Here is a 20,641-nt window from a genome sequence, read left to right on the forward strand (position 1 = left end):
AACAGGTGCTGCAACAATGACATTAGAATCTTGTGGTACCTATACAGAATTGGGTGCAACCGTTTCAGATTGTGAAACAGGTTTATCAGTGACTATCGGTGGCGATACAGTTGATATGAGTACACCAGGTGTTTATACTGTAACTTACAATGTTACCGATACAGCAGGAAATGTCGCAACAGAAGTAACCAGAACCGTAACTGTTGAGGATACCACAAATCCAACCTTCACAGCCCCAGGCAACACAACAATATATACTACATCATCTAATACTTATGATGCCTCAATAGGAATAACAGGTGATGTTTCAGACGAAGCAGATAACTGTTCAGCAGGTTTAGAAGCAACATATACAGATGTTGTTACAAATGGCGCCTGTTCAGGAAGTAAAATAATTACAAGAACTTGGAGATTAGAAGATGCATCAGGTAATGTGACTACTCACAACCAAGTTATAACGGTATCCGATAATATACCACCAACAGTTACCGCACCAACCACAGTAGATTTAGAATGTGGAACAGATATCCCAGCCGCAGCAGTAAATATTACAGCATTCAATTTGATTGCAGGTGCATCTGCTAGTGATAATTCTACAATAGTAGCAGGTCTTAGTGTTTCATCAATAACAGGAGCTCTTATAGGCGATAATTGTAATGGAACCATTACAAGAACATATACAATTACAGATGATTGTGGCAACGCAACTAGTATTGATCAAGTATTTACAATTACAGATAATACAGTACCAACATTTACGAGACCTGCAGATATTACCATTAATAAAACAAGTAATTGTACGTATGATGCCGGAGTTGGTTTTACTGTAGATGTAACCAATGAAACTGATAATTGTTCTTCAGGCTTAAATGCAACTTATGCTGATGTTATAAATAACATAAATCCTGGAAGTACAACAATAACAAGAACCTGGTCTTTAGTTGATAATTGTGGTAATGCCGCTGCAGACCAAGTACAAACAATTACAGTTTTAGATAATATTGCACCAGAAGCAAATTGTCAAAATATTACTGTAGCAGTTGATGAAGTATTTACACCTGCTATGATCAATAATAATTCAACAGATAATTGTGGGATTGAAACTTATAGTTTAAGTAAAACATCTTTTAATTGTTCTGAGGTAGGTGATCATACGGTAACATTAAAAGTGACTGACTATAATGGAAATACTGATACTTGCGATGCAGTAGTAACTGTAAACCCTACTGTGGTCAATGGTGGAGATATTACAGGACATAATTATTTTTCTAATGGAGATTCTGATGGACCAGAAGCAGATATTATAAACGTAACAGCTTGTCCGGAAAACGAAATTAAAAATGCATTATTAACACTGTCAGGAAATGATGGAATTGTAAACAGATGGGAATATTCTTACAATAGTGGGGCAACTTGGTACCTAACAGAAAACAACCCAACACAATTTTCATATGTTGATGCTACCACCAAAACAGCGATAAGATATACAGATATTGTAAAAACGACCATTTTTAGAGTGAGATTAGATGTTGGTTCGTGTGTAGGTTATTCTGCAGGTGCTTTGGTAAATGTAATACCGCCCGATGTTGTGCCTTCGGTAGATTTTGATACGGCTCATATATGTATTGGAGAAGTAATTAATGTGGCTGCAACTAGTGAATACGCCAATAATATTTTATTAGATGAAGGAGGTTTATTCAACCAAGCAAATCCTGAAGATTGGATTTTAAATGGCGTTCCAGGTGTTAAATTTCCGGCAAATGCAGATAATGGAGAGCCTAATATTTGGGCAGAAACAAATGGCCCTAAAACGCTTTCAGGAATTACTTATGACACTTCAGATAATACAAAATTTGCTATTGCATATGGAAATCCTTATGGAATAAAAACGGGGCCTGGAAATACTACGTGGTATGAAACTTATACTACCATGGAAACACCTATTTTTAATTCAGTAGGTTTAGAAGAATTGTTTTTAGTATTTGATCAGGCCTATTATTTAGAGGCTGGAGCATTCATTAAAATTGAAATTTCAGTTGATGGCGGAGTTACGTACCCTCCAGAAATTAACCCGTTAGATCCAGGGTATAACTCAGTAACAGATGCTGCTCATAATTACACAGGTCCAAGTACTTCTGGGGCAGGTACCCATAATGGTGGTTTTGTTCACACATTGATTGATTTGAATGGTTATATTGGGCAATCAAATCTAAGAGTGAAGTTTACTTTTGAGAGTGGAGGAACAACAAATAGCGCTTGGGCAATTGATAATATTTCGGTACCAGACAGGCATGTTGATGAAGTTATTGAGTGGACTGATGAGTTTGGAAACGTGATAAATTATGGTTTTACAGCATCAATTACACCTGTAACACCAGGTTATCAACATATTGGAGCAACGTCTTTAATTGACCAATGTAGAAGTGTAGATGATATTGGTACGCAACGAATAGAAGTATATGTTGATTATGCCTACGCAGGAAGTGATCTTGTTAGTAATACAGTAGCTGGTGAATGTGGAGAAACATCGGTAATTTTAAATGCCTATGACAATGCAAAAACATCCAATGAAAATAAATTTGAAGGTGCGTGGGATTACAGTAGTGTCTTTACGGCAACAGATACACCAGGAAGTGTTTATGCAGGTATGTCTGGAACTTTTGAAGGTACTTGGACAGCAGTTTCAAATACAGATTGTACAGGTGTTTCTAGTTTGTTAGATGTTGAATTTAGTGATATCCATGATCCAAAATCAACATTTACAGGTGAAGCAGGAAATTATACACTAACATGGACAGCCGTTCGTACTTATACAGACACCAATGGAAATCAAGCTCAAAAAGTGTGTAGTGATGATGTTAATGTAACAATCACCAACTGTTCCGGTATTAATTTTGATGGTGATAACGATTATGTTGATTTCAAAAACACAAATTATAACTTAACGAATCAACCATTTAGTATAGAATCTTGGGTAAAATCTAATCAAGAAAATAGTAATATTCAAACTATTTTTTCTAAAAGAGATGCTAACAATCTAGGAGCCTCTGGGTACGATTTGAGGCTGGTAAATAATATAATTTCATTTAATTATATAAATATTACAGGTGGTAGTATTACTTCTCCTTATGCGATTTCAACAGACAGATGGTATCATATAGCTGTTACTTTTGATGGTGGTATTTATAAATTATATATTGATGGAATAGAAGTGGTAAGTAAAAATGGACAAGCTCTAAATGACACATCAGGTAGTAATTACGATTGTATGTTAGGTGCTATGGATGATGTTGACAATACGACTCCGTATAGTAACGCAGCAAACCATTTCAATGGTTGGATGGACGAATTTAGGGTATGGAATAAAGCGCTTACTCCAGAGCAATTGCATATCATGATGAATCAAGAAATAGAGGAAACGGGAATAGATGAAGTTAAGGGGGTTACCTTACCAATAAAGATTAATGGATTGTCTTGGTCTGATTTAGGTGGTTATTATAAAATGGATGCGGCTTGTGGTTTTTTAACAACTTCAAAAGGTGCTATTCATGGGAAACTAAGAAATATTAATAACAACTTAGAAGAAACAGCACCTGTACCTTACACATCAGCAAACAACGGAGATTGGGACACAATGAGTGCTTGGACACAGCCAGTTGTTTGGGACGCTCCTAATAGTGTGGGTGTTGATGGTAGTACTTTAATAGATTGGAATATAGTTGAAACTTCTCATAATATAACTGTAAATAGAGATTTAACCTTGTTGGGGTTGGTTTCAAAAGCAGGTGAAATAACAGTAAATGGAAGTACAAACCCAGATGGAACAGGTACGGGTAATATGCTTTGGATAACACATTATTTAGAATTAGATGGTGTAATTGACTTTGAAGGTGAGTCACAATTCTTACAAAAAAGGTATACACCAGATCAAGAGAGTGAAAGTATTTTAGATGCGGATAGTGGTGGTTATATTGAACGTGATCAGCAGGGAACAGCAAATAGTTTTAATTACAATTATTGGTCTTCTACAGTTGGACCTATAAGTGGAGATATTTCAGCTAGAGGATCAGGTATTCCAAGTACAAATAATAGCCATTCAGTAGTTGGGTTTTTACAAGATGGAACAACACCATCGTCTCCAGCAGCATTAAGCTATAATTGGCCTTATACATGGGCAGATGCTTATTCAGGGTTCCCTAAAAGGCTAAGTTCTTATTGGTTGTATACCTTTAATGGTACATCTGATGATTATTGGTCTTGGAAATCAATTAGTGAAAATACACCAATTTTAGCTGGTGAAGGTTACACAATGAAAGGTACTTCTGGATCTGTGTCAATTACAACACTTCAGAATTATGTGTTTAAAGGAAAACCATATAATGGAGATTTTACATTGCCAATAGCAAAAGATAACGACCGACTTATTGGGAATCCTTACCCATCAGCTATGGATGCCGATGAATTTATAAAAGACAATATTAAAGCAACAATTAACGGTATAGCTGGTAGGAATACTAAAAATATTTTTAATGGAGCCCTTTATTATTGGGATCATTTTGGGCAAATTAACACACATATATTAAGAGAGTATGTGGGTGGTTATGCTACGTATACTTTAATGGGAGGTGCAAAAGCAATTTCAAATGATATTAGAATAAACAATAATAATGCAACAGGTACTAAAGTTCCAGGGCAGTATATTCCGTTAAATCAAGGTTTTTTTGTAATTGCAGCACTTGATAACGACTTAAGTAACACAACAACTACTGTAGATGGAGGTGATATTGTATTTAAAAATAGTCAACGTGTATTTATAAAAGAAGGTGTTGGAAGTTCTGTATTTATGAAAAGTACCAAAGCTAAAACTGAAAATGTAAAATCTAACGATAAACAACAAGATGGACGTTCAAAAATTTGGTTAATGTTTGATTCTCCAAAAGGATATCACCGTCAGTTGTTAGTTGGTGCTGATGAAAATACAACAAATAATTTTGATATTGGATATGATGGTCTGATTGCAGATGTTGGTAGCGAAGATATGTTTTGGATGATTGATGAGGCTAAATTTGTAATACAAGGAGTTCCTAATTTTAATAAAGATCAAGAATTTCCACTAGGAATTAAAGTTGCAGAAACTGGTTTGGTGCGAATTAAAATTGATGAACTTCAAAATGTAGATAGTAATGTTCAAATGTATATTAAAGATAATGCTACGCTAAGATTTCAAAAAATTAATAACAAGCCGTTTGAACTTTATTTAGATTCAGGTGAATATTTAGATCGTTTTTCTTTAGTATTTTCACCTCGAAAAGAATCTGAGGTAATCTTTAAGGATGAAAAAGTAATGGGGGTTGAGGTTGATGTTTTAGAAAAAAACATTCAAGTATTCATGAGTAATGAAACTTCTGAGATTAAAATAATAAGAGCAAAAGAGATAGAACTTAAAAGTATTGGTCTGTATACTATTTTAGGTCAAAAGGTAAAATACTATAATAAGAACTTGAACTATCCTAGTATTACTTTACCAGTAAATTTAGCTGCAGGTATTTACTTTGTTCAAATTAATTCTACAGTTGGAATGATTAGTAAAAAAATTGTAATTGAGTAAAATAAAGAAGAATGCGTTTAATTTAAAATAGTTAAAGATGAAAAACTTTTTTTATGGAATAATAACTTTGTTAATGGTTTTTACCTTTCAAAGTTGTAATAATGACAACAGTGATGCAATTGATAAAACAGCAAGAATTAAACTAAAACTAGTAGATGCACCTGGTGATTACTTGGAAGTTAATGTTGAAATTATGGATGTTCAATACAATAGTTCTGAAGATGAAGCAGGTTGGAGAAGTTTAGGAAAGGAGAGTGATTATCCAATCAACGTTGATTTAACTGAACTTACTGCTGGTAATAGTTTAATATTAGCTGATACAATTATTCCTTCAGGAATGATGAATCAAATTAGATTGGTATTAAGTGATAATAATAATTTGGTTTATGAAGATGAAGAAGGAATTGAGCAGGAAACTCATTTAGATACGCCAAGTGCTCAGCAATCAGGCTTGAAATTAAAATTGAACGAAGAATTAGAACCAGGTTATTCGTATACTTTTATTCTTGATTGGGATGTTCAAAAGTCAATAGTTAAAGCGGGTAATTCTGGAAAGTATAATTTAAAACCTGTAATAAGAGTAAATGCTGAAGTGAATTCAGGATCTATTATGGGGAAAGTTGAAGGCGATTTAACTAATGATGAAGTTGATAATCCTATTGCTTTAGGTAATGCTAAAGTTGAAATTTATAAAACTCCAATTCTTGAAGGAGATGAATCAATAGCTTCAACGTATACAAATGAAAACGGAGAATTTAAATTTGTTGGTTTAAATGCAGTTAATTACATCTTAGAAATTAAAGCAGAGGGCTATACGGAGTATGAGTCTGAAACTTCTATTCTAGTTACAGTAGGAGAGTTAAATGATATAGGAACTATTAAATTAACTAAACAAGAATAGTATACAACTTGTTTATATAATAATGTTATAAGTAGATTCAAAGTTTAGGAAACGAATCAACATTGAAATATATACGAAAAAAAACGGTTTAGTTTCGTCTAAACCGTTTTTTCGTATATAATTATTTAAATCAGCCTATCTTTGTCTACAAGAAGAAAATAACAATTTTTCAAAAAAATGAACACATATCTGATTGGTGAAATTTGAAATGTTAACTTAAAATATGGCTCAGGAAATAGAAAGAAAATTTTTAGTAAAAAGCGATGTTTTTAAAGCTAAATCATTTAAAAACACAAAAATAGTACAAGGCTTTTTATCAACAGTTCCAGAAAGAACAGTACGCGTTAGAATTAAAGATGATAAAGGTTTTATAACTGTAAAGGGAATTTCAAATCAATCTGGAACATCTCGTTATGAATGGGAAAAAGAAATCTCGGTTGAAGATGCTGTAGATTTATTAAAAATTAGCGAACCTGGTGTAATTGAAAAAACTAGATTTCATGTGAAATCAGGAAATCATATTTTTGAAGTAGATGAATTTTATGGAACTAATGAAGGTTTAATAGTTGCTGAAATTGAGTTGGATTCAGAAGGTCAAAGCTTTTTAAAGCCAGTTTGGTTAGGTGAGGAAGTTACAGGACAGGTGAAATATTTCAACTCCATGTTAATGAAAACACCATTCAAAAACTGGTAGTATTTTAATGTGAATAATTAAGAAAACAAAAAAAACTCAGGATTGAATTCAATCCTGAGTTTTTTGAAACGTATACACTTTATGGAGTACTGCTCCAATAAATGATGTTTTAGTTATTTTTTAAGTAAGTAACTACTTCAATTTTCACATCGCTCCAAGTTTTAGAAACACCGTCGCTTCCTTTGTGTAAATCAAAACAAACTACATTTAAAGCTTCTAACGCAGCTTGAGCCTTCCAGTTATCTAAATTCATGATGCCTTCAATGCTAGCCATTTGACCGTCAATTACGTATGTAATTGGTAAAACTTGAGAAATGCCGTTCATTGTAATATCAGCAGTACCAGAGGTTTCATTTGTAAAATGAAGTGTACCTTTAATTTCAGTAGTGTTTTCCATAGTGCCAAAAAAGAATTTTTTAAGCTTTCCATCTCTAATGGTGTCTTTAGTAAACAAACTGCTCACCGGAATACTAAATTTTAAACCATCAAGTGCTTCTTTTACAGAGTTTGCATTTTTAGTATTTTCAATTGTAAACTTTGTAAACTGTCCTTTTACAGGTACTTTATCGGTTGTTTTATAAGCTGTAAAGTTTATAGTTGTAGTTGAAGGCTCAATTGAGTAAGTGTTTTTAGTACTATTTTCTTTTTTAATTTCTTCCTTTTTTTTATCATTTCCACAGGAAATAATACTAAAGGCAGAAACAATTAATAAACTGAATAAAAGTGTTTTTTTCATAATAGTATAGTAGTTATTTTAGATGTTTATTTACAAGTTTTATGTACGCTTTTTTTGCTTCTTTTTCAGTTAAGTGATTTAATTGAAACCAAGCATTGAGTTTAAAAGCATTTCTTAATTCAACATTTCCAGAAGGTTGCATGTAATTACTCCCTTTTGTTGCTTGTTTATAATAGGCATAAAATTGAAGCATTATGTCTGGAGGGAGTTTTATCGTAGTTTCAGATGCAATTTTATATGCTTCTTCAAACTTTTTGTCTAAATTATTTCCCATAATGTCTATAAAATTAAATTTTACAGCGTAGCAATAATTTGTTCTCCGCCTTTAACCTTATCATTTAGCTGAACGTTTATGTTTGTATTTAACGGTAAAAATAAATCGACTCTTGAGCCAAATTTTATAAAACCTGCATCACTTCCTTGAATTACTTCCATTGAAGGTTTTGCGTAATTTACAATCCGTTTTGCAAGTGCCCCTGCAATTTGTCGATATAAAATTTCTCCAATTTCAGGGTTTTCAACAACAATAGTGGTTCGTTCATTTTCTTCGGAAGCCTTTGGATGCCATGCAACCAAATATTTTCCTGGGTGATATTTACTAAAATTAACCTTTCCGCTAATAGGATATCTTGTAACGTGCACATTTAAAGGCGACATAAAAATAGATACCTGTAAACGTTTATCTTTAAAATATTCTTTTTCAAAAACTTCTTCAATAACAACAACTTTACCATCAACAGGAGCCATAATATGGTGATTGTTTTGAACGGTGTTTCTTTTTGGGTTTCTAAAAAATTGTAAAATAATGATATAGAAAATTAATAATATGGCAGCTAATGCTTTGTTAACCCAAAATATAGAAACGAAATTTTCAATAGCAATAATGCCTAACCCTACAAAAAATGTAGCAAATAAAATTATTTTATAACCTTCTTTATGAAACATAATTATTGAACAAATTGTAAATAAATAAATATAAATGGGGCAGCAAATATAACACTATCAAATCTATCTAAAAAACCTCCGTGCCCAGGAATAAAGTTGCTACTGTCTTTTACACCTGCTTGGCGTTTAAACATAGATTCTATTAAATCGCCCAATACACCAAAGATACTAACTATTCCAGCAATTACAATCCATTGAATTAAAGATAGTGTTGTAAATTGATTGGCTAGTATAAAACTTACTGTAAATGTAAAAACCATTCCACCTATAAAACCTTCAATAGTTTTGTTTGGTGAAATACGTTCTAAAAGTTTGTGCTTACCAAAATTTTTACCAACTAAATATGCAAACGTATCATTAGTCCATATCAAAATAAAAACACCTAATATGGTAGTATTTATATAGCTGTACTTTGTATTTAAAAAAGGAATTTGAACCATTAAAGTAAAAGGAACAACAATATATATAATCGATAAAAAAATCTTACCTAAATGGCTAATTACTTCTTCTTTTTTTGCAAATAAAATGGAAGCGAATGAAATAAAAATAGTTAAAAACAAAGCTACACCTACATACTCAAAAATTATTTTTGAAGGAATATCTTCAACGTTTAAAATATTACCAAAAATAAAAAGTAGTACTCCAATTGTATAGGCGAAAACGCTTTTTAATTGAATCATTTTTTGAAATTCGTACAAACAGAATAGCATTAAAATAAAAAACAAGCCTATAAAAGTAATTTTACTAAATAAGATTGAAAATATTAAAACACTTACAAAAACTAACCCTGAAAGTGCACGTTTAGAAATTTTTCTCATAAATTATAAATCTTCAAACAAAAGCAAATATAAGTTTTTAGAATTCGTATTTCCATAACTCATAAAATCTTCATTTTTGCTACTTGGGTTGAAATTTTTTATAGCACTAATATTACTTGGAATATTCCCTTGATAGCGTGTTTTTATACCTGTTAAACTCTCGCCTTTAGACTTTACTAATTGGCTTGTGGTTGCATACACAATAAAGTTTTCAGATAATTCAGAAATTTTAAACTCTTTTAATTGATTTGAAGAGAACAAAATGCTTCCGTTTTCAGCAATTAAATGTTCACAAGAAACAAATAAAGGGTTTTTGTTGTTTATTTTTTCAGAAGTTTTAACATCAACAGATTTTATTAATTTTTGTAAATCATAATCATTACAAATAATTTCTCCCCAAGAATTTTCTTTTATGATGCTCGCAATATTAGTTGTAACTTCAGTTAAAGAAGTGCAATACAAAAACTTACCCTGATTCTCAACAAATTTTTTTACAAAAATTTGTTCAATAGGTAAGTTTTCAAACTCTAAATTGCTAGCTTTAGGTTCTTCGGGTTTTGGAGTATTAAATAACTTTTTGAAAAAACTCATTATTTAGATTGAATAAATTCAAAAATAAAAAAAAGTTATCAATTTACTCCTTTGTTTCTGATGTATTTTCAATATTAGATGCTTCTGAAGATTCCTTAGGTTTAACTTCAGTAGCATCATCACTTTTTACTTCAACTATTTCTTCAGTATCAAATGGTCTTTTTCCAAATATAACTTCCAAATCTTTTTTGAAAATAACTTCTTTTTCTAGTAATAATTCAGCCAAAGTAGTAAGCTTATCTTTATTTTCTGTTAAAATTTGAATAGCTCTTTGGTATTGTTTTTCAATAATTTCAGAAATCTCTTTATCTATAACTCTTGCAGTTTCTTCACTATAAGGTTTTGTGAAATTGTAATCTCCCTGACCTGAAGAATCGTAATAAGTGATATTTCCAATTTTATCATTCAAGCCATATACTGTAACCATCGCTTTTGCCTGACGAGTTATTTTTTCAAGATCGTTTAAAGCACCTGTTGAAATTTTATCGAACATGATTTTTTCAGCAGCTCTACCAGCTAAAGTTGCACACATTTCATCCAACATTTGTTCAGCCTGAACAATTTGACGTTCCTCAGGTAAATACCAGGCAGCACCTAAGCTTTGCCCTCTTGGTACAATAGTAACTTTTACTAATGGCGCTGCATGTTCTAACATCCAACTTGCAGTAGCGTGACCTGCCTCATGAAAAGCAATTGTTTTCTTTTCTTTTGGTGAAATAATTTTATTTTTCTTTTCCAATCCACCAACAATTCTATCAACAGCATCTAAAAAGTCTTGATGATGTACTGCTTTCTTGCCTTGACGAGCAGCTATTAAAGCAGCTTCGTTACATAGATTTGCAATATCTGCTCCTGAAAAACCTGGAGTTTGTTGTGATAAAAATTCAATATCAACATCTTTATGTATTTTAATTGGCTTAATATGAACTTTAAAAATTTGTGCACGTTCTTTAATGTCTGGTAAATCAACATAAATTTGACGATCAAAACGACCTGCACGCATCAATGCTTTGTCTAACACATCTGCACGGTTAGTAGCAGCTAATACAATTACATTGGTATCCGTTCCAAAACCATCCATTTCAGTTAATAACTGATTTAAGGTGTTTTCTCTTTCGTCATTTCCACCTGTCATATTATTTTTTCCACGCGCTCTACCAATGGCATCAATTTCATCAATAAATATAATTGCAGGAGATTTTTGTTGTGCCTGTTTAAACAAATCACGTACACGTGACGCTCCAACACCCACAAACATTTCAACAAAATCGGACCCTGATAATGAGAAGAAAGGAACATTTGCTTCACCTGCAACAGCTTTGGCTAGCAATGTTTTACCTGTACCTGGAGGACCAACTAATAGTGCTCCTTTAGGTATTTTTCCACCCAGAGATGTATATTTATCAGGGCTTTTCAAGAAATCTACAATTTCTTGCACTTCTTCTTTGGCTCCTTCTAAACCAGCAACATCTTTAAATGAAGTTTTTACTTTTTGATCTTGATCAAATAATTTAGCTTTTGATTTTCCAATGCTAAAAATTTGTCCGCCACCTCCAGAGCCTCCACCAGACATTCTTTTCATGAAATAAATCCATAACCCAATTAAAAATATAAAAGGTAGGTACATGAAGATTTGATCTAAAAGATTCGTTTTTTCTTCGAACTTAATATCAAAATCTAGTTGACGCGCTTCTTTTTTGTCTGTTAATTCTTTTTCAAAATTTTGTAAATCACCAAAATTGTAATAGTACATTGGTGAGTTTGCAGTGTATAATGAGCCTTTATTTTTTTTATGTTTCTCCTTTTCTGAAGCTTCAGCTTTTATATAAATATTAGCGACATCTCTATTTACAATCAATATTTTGTCAATATCATTGTCTGCTAAAATAGTTTCAAATTCATTTTGACTCAAATTTTTAGTTGACATACTGTCACTGTTAAAAATTTGATAACCAATAAATAACACGAAAATAATACCGTATATCCAGTAGAAATTAAACTTAGGTGCTTTTATGTTGTTTTTAGTTGGAATGTTTTTTTTGTTCTGACTCATTTAATTTTTTTTCAAGAAGTTTTTAAACTTTTTTAATTAGAAGCTGCTGGTATTGCAGTGATTTTGGCATCTCCCCAAAGACTTTCAATATCATAAAATTCACGAATATGTTTTTGAAATACATGAACTACAATGTTTACATAGTCTAATAAAACCCATTCGCCACCTGCTTCACCTTCAACATGCCAAGGTTTTTCCTGACAAGTTTTACCAACTTTTTTTTGAATGATACCTGAAATGGCATTTACGTGTGTGTTTGAAGTTCCGCTACACACTATAAAATAATCACATACTGTATTTTCTATTTCTCTTAAATCTAAAAGTTGAATATCAAGACCTTTTACATCATCAATTGCTTTTAATACTACAGCTATTAGGTCGTCTGCACTTACACTTTTTTTTGTCATTAATGTTTTTTTTATTTGCTGCAAAGTTATTATATTTTTATAATAAATTATGTTTTAAGTAACTTTGTTAAATATATCAATTTATTTTATGCATATAATCAAACTTAGTGCCATTGATTCAACAAATTCATACTTAAAGAATCTATGTGTTGGAGAGCTACCCGAAAACTTTACAGTTATAGCAGCTGAACATCAATTGTTAGGTAGAGGTCAAATGGGTGCCACTTGGGAGTCTGTAAGTGGTAAAAACCTTACGTTTAGTGTCTTGGTGAGGTTTTCAGACCTACATATTACGGATCAGTTTTATTTAAGCATGGCAGTAGCTTTAGCTATTTTAAAGGTTTTAAAAGGATATGTTAAAAATAAGTTATTTGTGAAATGGCCTAACGACATTTTGGCAGATAAAAGCAAGCTTGCGGGTATATTAATTGAAAATGTACTAGGTAGGCATGCTATAAAGTACGCTGTAATTGGTGTTGGCTTAAATGTAAATCAAGAAAATTTTTCTAATGAAATTAAAAATGTAACTTCATTAAAAAAATTGGCTGGCGAACATATTCAAAGAGATGAGCTACTAATAGATCTTATAAATTCATTAAAAAAGTATGTTAAATTAGTTGAAAATCAAGGTTTTTTCGACTTGAAAAAAGAATACATAGCCAATCTTTTTAAATATGAAGTACCTTCTATGTTTGAAGATTATTTAGGTAATCAATTTTTAGGTAAAATTATTGATATTTCTGCTGATGGAAGATTGGTTGTTGAATTGGAGAATGAAAAAACTCGCAAATTTAATTTAAAAGAAATTAAATTTGCGAGTTTTTAAACAAAAACAAAAAGTAATTTTTAAAGTTTACTTGCGTTTTCTGTAAGTGTATTTATAAATTTTTGTAGCGGACTTTTCACCATCATCGCCATCATTGGGTTAAAGTCACCTTCAAATAATAATTGTGTTTCGCAGCTATTTTCTGAAACTTCATTAATGATTGCAGTTAATGAAAAGTTTAATTTGCTGCTTGCGGCACCTAAAACTATTTTGTCAAACTCTTGTTTTTCTTTAACTACCAATCTAATTTCTGGCATTCCTTTTAAGCTGAATAGAAAAGAATCTCCGTCAACTTCAAATTTATCAGTATTTTCAGGCATTAATTCTTTGAAATTTTTCAAGTCTGATAAAAACTCAAAGAATTCTTTTTGAGATTTATTAATAACCGTTTTATTAGTTTCTAAATTCATAATGTTGTTTTTATTGATTCCATTTAGCAGGATTTTCTCTCCACTGCTTTAATGTTTCTAATTCATTTTCTGAAATATAGCTAGTGTCAAATGTTTGCTCTAATAAATGATCGTAATCACTTAAAGTAGTTAATTTCACATCTTCTTTTTTGAAATTTTCATCAGCAACGTCAAACCCATAATTAAAAATAGCAACCATTCCTTTTACGTTGGCTCCTTCTTCTTTTAAGGCTTTTACAGCGTTTAAACTACTTTTTCCTGTGCTAATAAGATCTTCAACCACCACAACATTTTTATTTTTATCTAAAAAACCTTCAATTTGATTTTTTCTACCGTGACTTTTTGGCTCAGGGCGAACATAAATAAAAGGAACGTTTAAGTGTTGAGCTACCAACACGCCTATGGCAATTGCACCAGTTGCAACACCAGCAATAACGTCTGGTTTTCCGTATTCTTCTTCAATAATATTCGCTAAATTTTCTCTTAAATAATTTCTTATTTTTGGGAAAGAAAGCGTAGTTCTGTTATCGCAATAGATAGGAGATTTCCAACCAGAAGCCCAAGTAAAAGGTTCATTAGGTTGTAATTTAATAGCTTTTATTTGTAATAAAAGCTCAGCTGTTTTTTTTGCAGTATCTTTGTTAATAATCATAATGCAAATGTATAAAGTTTTTGTGAATGACCTCCCTATTATTTTTACAGAAAATAATAAGATTTCAACAAATTTGAAGGTGGTTAATTTTGAAGTTGTTAAAATTAAAAAGTTAGTAAAAGCACTTTTTAAGGAAGAATTAAATGGTATTTATCTGATATGTAATAATATAGATAAAGATTTTGAAACTTTTATTTCAAAATTTAAAATACAAAAAGCTGCAGGCGGTAAAGTTGAAAACTTTCATAAAGAGGTGCTTTTTATTTATAGATTTGATAAGTGGGATTTGCCTAAAGGAAAATTAGAAAAAGGAGAATCTATTAAAGAATGTGCTATACGTGAAGTTGAAGAAGAATGCGGAATTTCAAATTTAACTATTCAAGAGCAGTTAGAAACAACATACCATATGTTTCAGCGTAACAATAAAACCATTTTTAAAATTACGTACTGGTATTTAATGCATACATCTTATAATGGAAATTTAGTTCCTCAAACGGAAGAAGGTATTGAAAAAGTTGCTTTTAAAAATAAGTTAGAAGTTGAGGATGCTTTAACAAATACCTACGAAAATATAAGGTTATTGTTTTAAAATTCTTTTTAAACGTTTTCGTAACTCATCCGTTTTAATTATTCAGTACTCATAAAAAGCGTTATATTTGCAACTTTTGAAAAATAACTACTTATGACTGAATTTATTAAGAAGAGCGTATCTAATGTGCGTAATGATGTTTTATCGGGAATAACCGTTGCTTTAGCGTTGGTTCCTGAAGCTGTTGCTTTTGCATTTGTTGCAGGTGTTGATCCATTGGTAGGTTTGTATGCCGCTTTTATGGTTGGTTTAATTACTTCAGTTTTTGGAGGAAGACCAGGAATGATTTCCGGAGCTACCGGAGCATTGGCAGTAGTAATGGTTAGTTTAGTTTCCGAAGGAAATGCAATGGGAACTCCTGGTGAAAATCTAGGTTTATACTACTTATTTGCAACTGTTATTTTAATGGGAATTATTCAAATGTTAGCCGGAGTTTTAAAGTTAGGTAAATTTGTACGTTTAATTCCACACCCTGTAATGATGGGGTTTGTAAACGGTTTAGCCATTGTAATTTTTCTTTCTCAATTGGGAATGTTTAAAGAAACAGTTGATGGAAATAAGCAGTGGTTACAAGGAAGTCAATTGTATTTAATGATTGGTTTGGTTGGTCTTACTATGTTAATTATGTGGGGATTGCCAAAAATAAAAGCTGCAAAAAAATTACCAGAAGCATTGATTGCTATTTTGGTAGTTAGTTTTTTAGCTATTTCAATGAATTTTGATGTTGCTACCGTTGGTTCATTTATTAGAGATGGTGGTGGAGAAGGTTTAAAAGGAGGTTTTCCGGTTCCTAATTTAGAAACGTTTTCAAAAGTGCCATTTACGTGGGCAACTATTAAATTTATATTCCCTTATGCCTTAATTTTAGCTGCTATTGGTTTAATTGAATCATTAATGACCTTAAATTTAATTGATGATTTAACTGAAACTCGAGGAAATGGTAACAGAGAATGTATGGCGCAAGGTGGTGCAAATATTGTTACTGGTTTATTTGGAGGAATGGGTGGTTGTGCTATGATTGGTCAATCTATCATCAATATTAAAGGTGGAGGTAGAGGTAGACTTTCAGGAATTGTTGCTGCGGTTATGTTGCTGATGTTTATTTTATTTGGATCATCTTATATTGAGCAAGTTCCAATTGCGGCATTGGTAGGAGTTATGTTTATGGTAGTAATAGGTACGTTTGCTTGGAGTAGTTTTAGAATTATGAACAAAATTCCACGGGCAGATTTATTTGTATTGATTTTAGTATCTTCATTAACTGTTCTTTTCGATTTAGCAATTGCAGTAATTGCTGGGGTAATTTTTAGTGCACTGGTATTCTCTTGGGAAAATGCCACTAGAATTAGAGCCAGAAAGCGCATGAGAGAAGATGGTACTAAAACCTACGAAATTTGGGGACCATTATTTTTTGGATCTATTACTACGTTCTTAGATAAATTTGATGTGAAAAACGATCCAGATTCAATAGAAATAGATTTTGTTGAATCGCGTGTTTCAGATCATTCGGCTGTGGAAGCAATTTTTAATTTGGTTGAAAAATACGAAGTAGCAGGAAAAACAATTCATTTAAAACATTTAAGTGAAGAGTGTAAAATGTTGTTGTACAAATCAAACCCTAAATTTAGAGACGTAATTGTTGAAGCTGTTGATGATCCTCGTTATCACTTAGCCGCAAATCCAGAAAAATTTACAAAAGGACTTTTTGAAAAGTAATAGACAATTATTAATTGTCAATTGTCAATTTCAAAAAAGATTCCCAAGCGGATTTAGTATTTAAATTATATAAAATAACCCTGTCTGAAACTTCAATAATTGAAATTTTGGCAGGGTTTGCTTCTTTAAGTTGAAAATCTAAACGTGCATCTTTATCATTTAAATCTAGCGTTGTCAAATTGTTCCAAAAAGAATATGCCATTTTTATAGGGTGTCCGTTTTTACCTTCAAAATTTGGAAATGCGATTTCATTGTTGGTTGAAATTAGTTGTTCTAATTCATTTGAATTTAATAAAGGAATATCAATAGGATTTAAAAGTATATTTTTGGAAGTATTTATTTCTTTTAAAACCGTTTGAAGCGTAGAAAAACTCCCTAATTCTGGAGTTTTATTGATAATAATTGTTACAGATAATCCTTTAAATTCTTGTGCTGAATTGATTGTTTTTTCAAACCAAGGTATCGCTTCAAAATACTGTTCAAAATCATGTCCCAACCCAATATATACTTTTTCTATAGTTGTTTTTGAAATTCTGTTGAGTTGTTCTAAAATCCAATACGTTTTTTGATAGCGTAATAACCCTTTCGGAAAACCCATTCTTTCAGATTTTCCACCAGCTAACAATACAAAAATGGTGTTATTTTTCATAATGAACCTGCAATAATTCGGCGGCAACACTAATGGCAATTTCTTTTGGCGTATTTCCGCCCAAGTCTAACCCAACTGGACAATGAACAAGCGAAATCCCATCTTTAAAATTCAATTCATTTTTTAATAAATTGTTGAATTTATTCTTTTTGGTTTTACTGCCAATTAAACCAATGTATTTTGTTTCTGAATGCAATGCTAGTGCGGTTATTTCAAAATCTAATTTATGATCGTGCGTTAAAATTACCACATAGCAATTGGGTCCCCAATTGATGATTTGCTTATACTGGTTAAAGTCAACATCAATGTATGAAACAGTTTTGTCAAGTTGCAAGGTGTTTAGCCAATCTTTTCTAGTGTCTAATAATGTAATGTTGAAAGGAGTGTTTTTTAATACATTGCAAATTTCTATTCCAATGTGTCCGGCACCAAAAAGGTATAATTCAGGAGATTGATTCATAGGTTCAATAATTAATTCAACAACACCACCGCAGCATTGTTCAAATTCAGGTCCAAGTGTATATTTAAATTCCTTTAATTGGTTGTTTTTAATAGCTTTTACAGCTTCATCAATTACTTGAAATTCTAATTTTCCACCGCCAATAGTTCCAAAAAATTCTTTTTGAAGGGTAACTATCATTTTTGAACCTACACGACAAGGAGCAGATCCTAAAACCTTTGTAATTGTTACAAAAGCAATGGGTTGCTTTTTCTGTTTAAATTCTGAAAGTAATTCAATCCAATTATTCATTAAAATAGATATTCTTATAAAAAATATCATTCCTGCGAAGGCAGGAATCTATATTTGAGTGAGTTTTGAATTCCTGATTTTTCAGGAATAATATAAACATCAACTAAATTAAACAATTCCGTAATCACTTAGCGGTAAATTATGATACCTTTTTCCTGTTGCTTTGTAAATTGCATTTACAATTGCAGGTGCAATAACCGGGACTCCAGGTTCGCCAACACCAGTTGGATTTTCTATACTGTCCACAATTTCAACATGAACTTTAGGAGCTTGATGCATTCGTGTCATTTGGTAATCACTATAATTTCCTTGTTCAATTGCACCATCTTTTGCGGTAATTTTACCATACATGGCAAGTGACATTCCAAAAATAGCAGAACCTTCCATTTGTGCTTTTACGGTGTCTTTATTAATAACCGTTCCGCAGTCAATTACTGTATACACATTGTGAACGGTTAACTTATTATTGATAACTGAAACTTCAACAACTGAAGCAACATAGGAGAAAAAACTATATTGTACAGCTAAACCTAACCCATGTCCTTCAGGTAAATTTGCTCCCCAATTAGCATTCTTAGCGGCTTTTTTTAATACGTTTTTCAATCGTGCTGTATCGTATTTTATTGGGTTTTTTGTATCTTCAAGTCTGTCTTCTCCAATTAATTTTAATCGAAATTCTAACGGATCTTCATTAGCGGCATTGGCTAATTCATCAGCAAAAACATTTACTGAAAATCCATGAGGAATATTAATAACCGATCGCAACCAACCAATTCTTATAAGTGCAGGAGCTTGGCCAACTTCAACTTTCATATTTTCAAGCGTGAAAGGAATGTTTGAAGCACTTCCAATTTCCCAACCTGCAGCATAATCGGCGCCAGGAGAAAATGTAGATGTGATGGTTGGTAATGCAAATCTGTGTAACCAACCTGTAACTTTATTGTTTTTATCTAATGAAGCCTTCATATATTGAGCACTCACCGTATGGTAATACCCATGTTTTATATCGTCTTCTCTAGACCAAACTACTTGAACCGGACCGTTCATAGTTCTTGAAACCGCTACAGCTTCAACTACATAATCGGGTTTCGATTTTCTTCCAAAACCACCTCCTAAAAAAGTAACATTTACAGTTACATTTTCTTCAGGAACACCTAAATATTCAACAACTTCTTTTCTTGAAGCTTGTGGCTGTTGTGTTGGAGCCCAAACCTCACAAGTTTCTCCTTGTACCCAAGCAACTGCATTTGGAACTTCCATTGGAGCGTGAGAAAGATGTGGTAATTGAAACGTGCTTTCCACAATTTTTTTAGCATTTTTAAAGGCTTTGTTAACATTGCCTTTGTCTTTTGAAACTTTGCCAGGTTTATGAACATTGGCGGTAATTTGTTTCATGTATTCTGCAGAATCATAGCTTTTATTTGATCCGTAATCCCAATCAATTTTTAAAGCGTCCCTACCTTTAAATGCAGCCCAAGTATTTGTTGCTACAACTGCAATTCCGCCTAAAGCACCAAAAGGTCTTTCAATTCTAGGGATTTCAATCACATCAATAACTCCTGCAATTTTTAAGGCTTCAGATTTATCATACGATTTAAATGTGCCAAAAGTAACTGGACAACGAGCAATAGCTGCAAATTTCATATTAGGCAAGCGTTTGTCTAAACCAAAAATGGCGCTACCATTTACGTATTTTTCTACATCAATACTTTTTAAATGTTTGCCTATGTATTTAAATTTTTCAGGATCTTTTAGTGTTACTTCCGTTGGGATTTCGAGTGTTTTAGCGATTTCAACCAAATCTCCAAAACTAATTTTTTTCCCACTGGAATGTATTATAAAATGCTTTTCAGCAATACATTCATCTGCTGGAACTTCCCATTTTTGTGCTGCAGCCGAAATTAACATTGCTTTTGCAGTAGCACCCATTTGGCGCATTGTTGTATATAAATAACGTATGCTTCGTGACCCATCTGTATTTTGATCGCCATATTTTTTATCTCCTGTTGCTTGTTTAATGGAAACTCTACTCCAGTCAGCTTCCATCTCATCAGCAATTATTGATGGTAATGAAGTTCTTACTCCATTTCCCATTTCAGAACGTGATGCTACTAAAATTAAACTTCCGTCAGAATTTAATTGTACAAATAAATTAGGGTTAAAATCTATTAAGTTTTCTGGAGCTTTTTCTTTGTCTGTAAAAATGGAAGTATTACACGCTAAAATTAATCCACCTGAAGCCAAACCAATACTTCTAACAAAACTTCTACGACTTATATTTTTTATAGAGCTCAT

The 20,641-nt window shown here is 32.0% G+C and carries 18 protein-coding genes; 6 read left to right on the top strand and 12 right to left on the bottom strand.

Annotation, left to right across the window (positions count from 1 at the left end; genetic code table 11):
- From CHB67_RS12340 to CHB67_RS12350, 3 genes are all read left to right on the top strand, one after another.
- A partial coding sequence (locus CHB67_RS12340) for a LamG-like jellyroll fold domain-containing protein (protein ID WP_176461271.1) occupies nt 1-5,608 on the top strand: 5,608 nt, incomplete at its 5' end.
- A 37-nt stretch (nt 5,609-5,645) separates the two neighbouring features.
- Nucleotides 5,646-6,509, top strand: coding sequence for a DUF4382 domain-containing protein (locus CHB67_RS12345; protein ID WP_089382096.1), 864 nt, complete (start codon nt 5,646-5,648; stop codon nt 6,507-6,509).
- A gap of 223 nt (nt 6,510-6,732) precedes the next feature.
- Nucleotides 6,733-7,203: a CYTH domain-containing protein gene (locus CHB67_RS12350; RefSeq protein ID WP_089382097.1), complete on the top strand. Its 471-nt coding sequence runs from the start codon at nt 6,733-6,735 to the stop codon at nt 7,201-7,203.
- Between the two features lie 109 nt (nt 7,204-7,312).
- Here the strand turns inward: CHB67_RS12350 and CHB67_RS12355 are convergent, their stop codons facing one another.
- The 7 genes from CHB67_RS12355 to rsfS are packed head-to-tail and all read right to left on the bottom strand — an operon-like array spanning nt 7,313 to nt 12,753.
- Complete coding sequence (locus CHB67_RS12355) at nt 7,313-7,939, bottom strand: YceI family protein (RefSeq protein ID WP_089382098.1); 627 nt, start codon at nt 7,937-7,939, stop codon at nt 7,313-7,315.
- A gap of 13 nt (nt 7,940-7,952) precedes the next feature.
- Nucleotides 7,953-8,213, bottom strand: coding sequence for an acyl-CoA-binding protein (locus tag CHB67_RS12360; RefSeq protein WP_089382099.1), 261 nt, complete (start codon nt 8,211-8,213; stop codon nt 7,953-7,955).
- 20 nt (nt 8,214-8,233) lie between these two features.
- Nucleotides 8,234-8,884: a phosphatidylserine decarboxylase family protein gene (locus CHB67_RS12365; protein WP_089382100.1), complete on the bottom strand. Its 651-nt coding sequence runs from the start codon at nt 8,882-8,884 to the stop codon at nt 8,234-8,236.
- 2 nt (nt 8,885-8,886) lie between these two features.
- On the bottom strand, nt 8,887-9,702 hold the full coding sequence (locus CHB67_RS12370; RefSeq protein ID WP_089382101.1) for a phosphatidate cytidylyltransferase: 816 nt from the start codon (nt 9,700-9,702) through the stop codon (nt 8,887-8,889).
- Nucleotides 9,703-9,705: 3 nt separating this feature from the next.
- On the bottom strand, nt 9,706-10,293 hold the full coding sequence (locus tag CHB67_RS12375) for an LUD domain-containing protein (RefSeq protein ID WP_089382102.1): 588 nt from the start codon (nt 10,291-10,293) through the stop codon (nt 9,706-9,708).
- 43 nt (nt 10,294-10,336) lie between these two features.
- Nucleotides 10,337-12,346, bottom strand: a complete 2,010-nt coding sequence (gene ftsH, locus CHB67_RS12380) for an ATP-dependent zinc metalloprotease FtsH (RefSeq protein WP_089382103.1) — start codon at nt 12,344-12,346, stop codon at nt 10,337-10,339.
- 32 nt (nt 12,347-12,378) lie between these two features.
- On the bottom strand, nt 12,379-12,753 hold the full coding sequence (gene rsfS / locus CHB67_RS12385; protein WP_089382104.1) for a ribosome silencing factor: 375 nt from the start codon (nt 12,751-12,753) through the stop codon (nt 12,379-12,381).
- A gap of 88 nt (nt 12,754-12,841) precedes the next feature.
- On the opposite strand from rsfS, the gene CHB67_RS12390 reads away from it, so the two are divergent.
- Nucleotides 12,842-13,579, top strand: coding sequence for a biotin--[acetyl-CoA-carboxylase] ligase (locus CHB67_RS12390; RefSeq protein ID WP_089382105.1), 738 nt, complete (start codon nt 12,842-12,844; stop codon nt 13,577-13,579).
- A gap of 20 nt (nt 13,580-13,599) precedes the next feature.
- Here CHB67_RS12390 and CHB67_RS12395 read toward each other — a convergent pair whose 3' ends face one another.
- Together CHB67_RS12395 and pyrE are read right to left on the bottom strand one after the other, a co-directional pair.
- The gene (locus CHB67_RS12395) at nt 13,600-13,989 is read right to left on the bottom strand and encodes an orotate phosphoribosyltransferase (RefSeq protein ID WP_089382106.1); all 390 of its coding nucleotides are present in this window, start codon (nt 13,987-13,989) and stop codon (nt 13,600-13,602) included.
- 10 nt (nt 13,990-13,999) lie between these two features.
- Complete coding sequence (pyrE, locus tag CHB67_RS12400) at nt 14,000-14,641, bottom strand: orotate phosphoribosyltransferase (RefSeq protein WP_089382107.1); 642 nt, start codon at nt 14,639-14,641, stop codon at nt 14,000-14,002.
- A 7-nt stretch (nt 14,642-14,648) separates the two neighbouring features.
- Between pyrE and CHB67_RS12405 the strand changes: the two genes are divergently transcribed.
- Complete coding sequence (locus CHB67_RS12405; protein WP_089382215.1) at nt 14,649-15,230, top strand: NUDIX hydrolase; 582 nt, start codon at nt 14,649-14,651, stop codon at nt 15,228-15,230.
- A 93-nt stretch (nt 15,231-15,323) separates the two neighbouring features.
- On the top strand, nt 15,324-16,946 hold the full coding sequence (locus CHB67_RS12410; protein WP_089382108.1) for a SulP family inorganic anion transporter: 1,623 nt from the start codon (nt 15,324-15,326) through the stop codon (nt 16,944-16,946).
- A gap of 10 nt (nt 16,947-16,956) precedes the next feature.
- On the opposite strand, the gene CHB67_RS12415 is transcribed toward CHB67_RS12410, so the two are convergent.
- The 3 genes from CHB67_RS12415 to CHB67_RS12425 form a co-directional block, all read right to left on the bottom strand.
- Nucleotides 16,957-17,595 carry a nucleotidyltransferase family protein gene (locus CHB67_RS12415; protein ID WP_089382109.1) on the bottom strand — a complete coding sequence of 213 codons (639 nt, stop codon included), beginning with the start codon at nt 17,593-17,595 and terminating at the stop codon, nt 16,957-16,959.
- On the bottom strand, nt 17,585-18,346 hold the full coding sequence (gene xdhC / locus CHB67_RS12420) for a xanthine dehydrogenase accessory protein XdhC (protein ID WP_176461272.1): 762 nt from the start codon (nt 18,344-18,346) through the stop codon (nt 17,585-17,587). The genes CHB67_RS12415 and xdhC overlap by 11 nt, the downstream gene beginning before the upstream one ends.
- Before the next feature lie 108 nt (nt 18,347-18,454).
- The gene (locus tag CHB67_RS12425) at nt 18,455-20,641 is read right to left on the bottom strand and encodes a xanthine dehydrogenase family protein molybdopterin-binding subunit (protein WP_089382111.1); all 2,187 of its coding nucleotides are present in this window, start codon (nt 20,639-20,641) and stop codon (nt 18,455-18,457) included.

It is taken from the genome of Lutibacter agarilyticus (genome assembly GCF_900188235.1).
In the GTDB taxonomy this organism is placed as follows: Bacteria; Bacteroidota; Bacteroidia; order Flavobacteriales; family Flavobacteriaceae; genus Lutibacter; species Lutibacter agarilyticus.

Excerpts from the sequence above, each read along its gene's own strand:
- CHB67_RS12345 (WP_089382096.1), top strand. The coding sequence starts at position 5,646 with ATGAAAAACTTTTTTTATGGAATAATAACTTTGTTAATGGTTTTTACC.
- CHB67_RS12350 (WP_089382097.1), top strand. The coding sequence starts at position 6,733 with ATGGCTCAGGAAATAGAAAGAAAATTTTTAGTAAAAAGCGATGTTTTT.
- CHB67_RS12355 (WP_089382098.1), bottom strand. The coding sequence starts at position 7,939 with ATGAAAAAAACACTTTTATTCAGTTTATTAATTGTTTCTGCCTTTAGT.
- CHB67_RS12360 (WP_089382099.1), bottom strand. The coding sequence starts at position 8,213 with ATGGGAAATAATTTAGACAAAAAGTTTGAAGAAGCATATAAAATTGCA.
- CHB67_RS12365 (WP_089382100.1), bottom strand. The coding sequence starts at position 8,884 with ATGTTTCATAAAGAAGGTTATAAAATAATTTTATTTGCTACATTTTTT.
- CHB67_RS12370 (WP_089382101.1), bottom strand. The coding sequence starts at position 9,702 with ATGAGAAAAATTTCTAAACGTGCACTTTCAGGGTTAGTTTTTGTAAGT.
- CHB67_RS12375 (WP_089382102.1), bottom strand. The coding sequence starts at position 10,293 with ATGAGTTTTTTCAAAAAGTTATTTAATACTCCAAAACCCGAAGAACCT.
- ftsH (WP_089382103.1), bottom strand. The coding sequence starts at position 12,346 with ATGAGTCAGAACAAAAAAAACATTCCAACTAAAAACAACATAAAAGCA.
- rsfS (WP_089382104.1), bottom strand. The coding sequence starts at position 12,753 with ATGACAAAAAAAAGTGTAAGTGCAGACGACCTAATAGCTGTAGTATTA.
- CHB67_RS12390 (WP_089382105.1), top strand. The coding sequence starts at position 12,842 with ATGCATATAATCAAACTTAGTGCCATTGATTCAACAAATTCATACTTA.
- CHB67_RS12395 (WP_089382106.1), bottom strand. The coding sequence starts at position 13,989 with ATGAATTTAGAAACTAATAAAACGGTTATTAATAAATCTCAAAAAGAA.
- pyrE (WP_089382107.1), bottom strand. The coding sequence starts at position 14,641 with ATGATTATTAACAAAGATACTGCAAAAAAAACAGCTGAGCTTTTATTA.
- CHB67_RS12405 (WP_089382215.1), top strand. The coding sequence starts at position 14,649 with ATGTATAAAGTTTTTGTGAATGACCTCCCTATTATTTTTACAGAAAAT.
- CHB67_RS12410 (WP_089382108.1), top strand. The coding sequence starts at position 15,324 with ATGACTGAATTTATTAAGAAGAGCGTATCTAATGTGCGTAATGATGTT.
- CHB67_RS12415 (WP_089382109.1), bottom strand. The coding sequence starts at position 17,595 with ATGAAAAATAACACCATTTTTGTATTGTTAGCTGGTGGAAAATCTGAA.
- xdhC (WP_176461272.1), bottom strand. The coding sequence starts at position 18,346 with ATGAATAATTGGATTGAATTACTTTCAGAATTTAAACAGAAAAAGCAA.
- CHB67_RS12425 (WP_089382111.1), bottom strand. The coding sequence starts at position 20,641 with ATGAGCTCTATAAAAAATATAAGTCGTAGAAGTTTTGTTAGAAGTATT.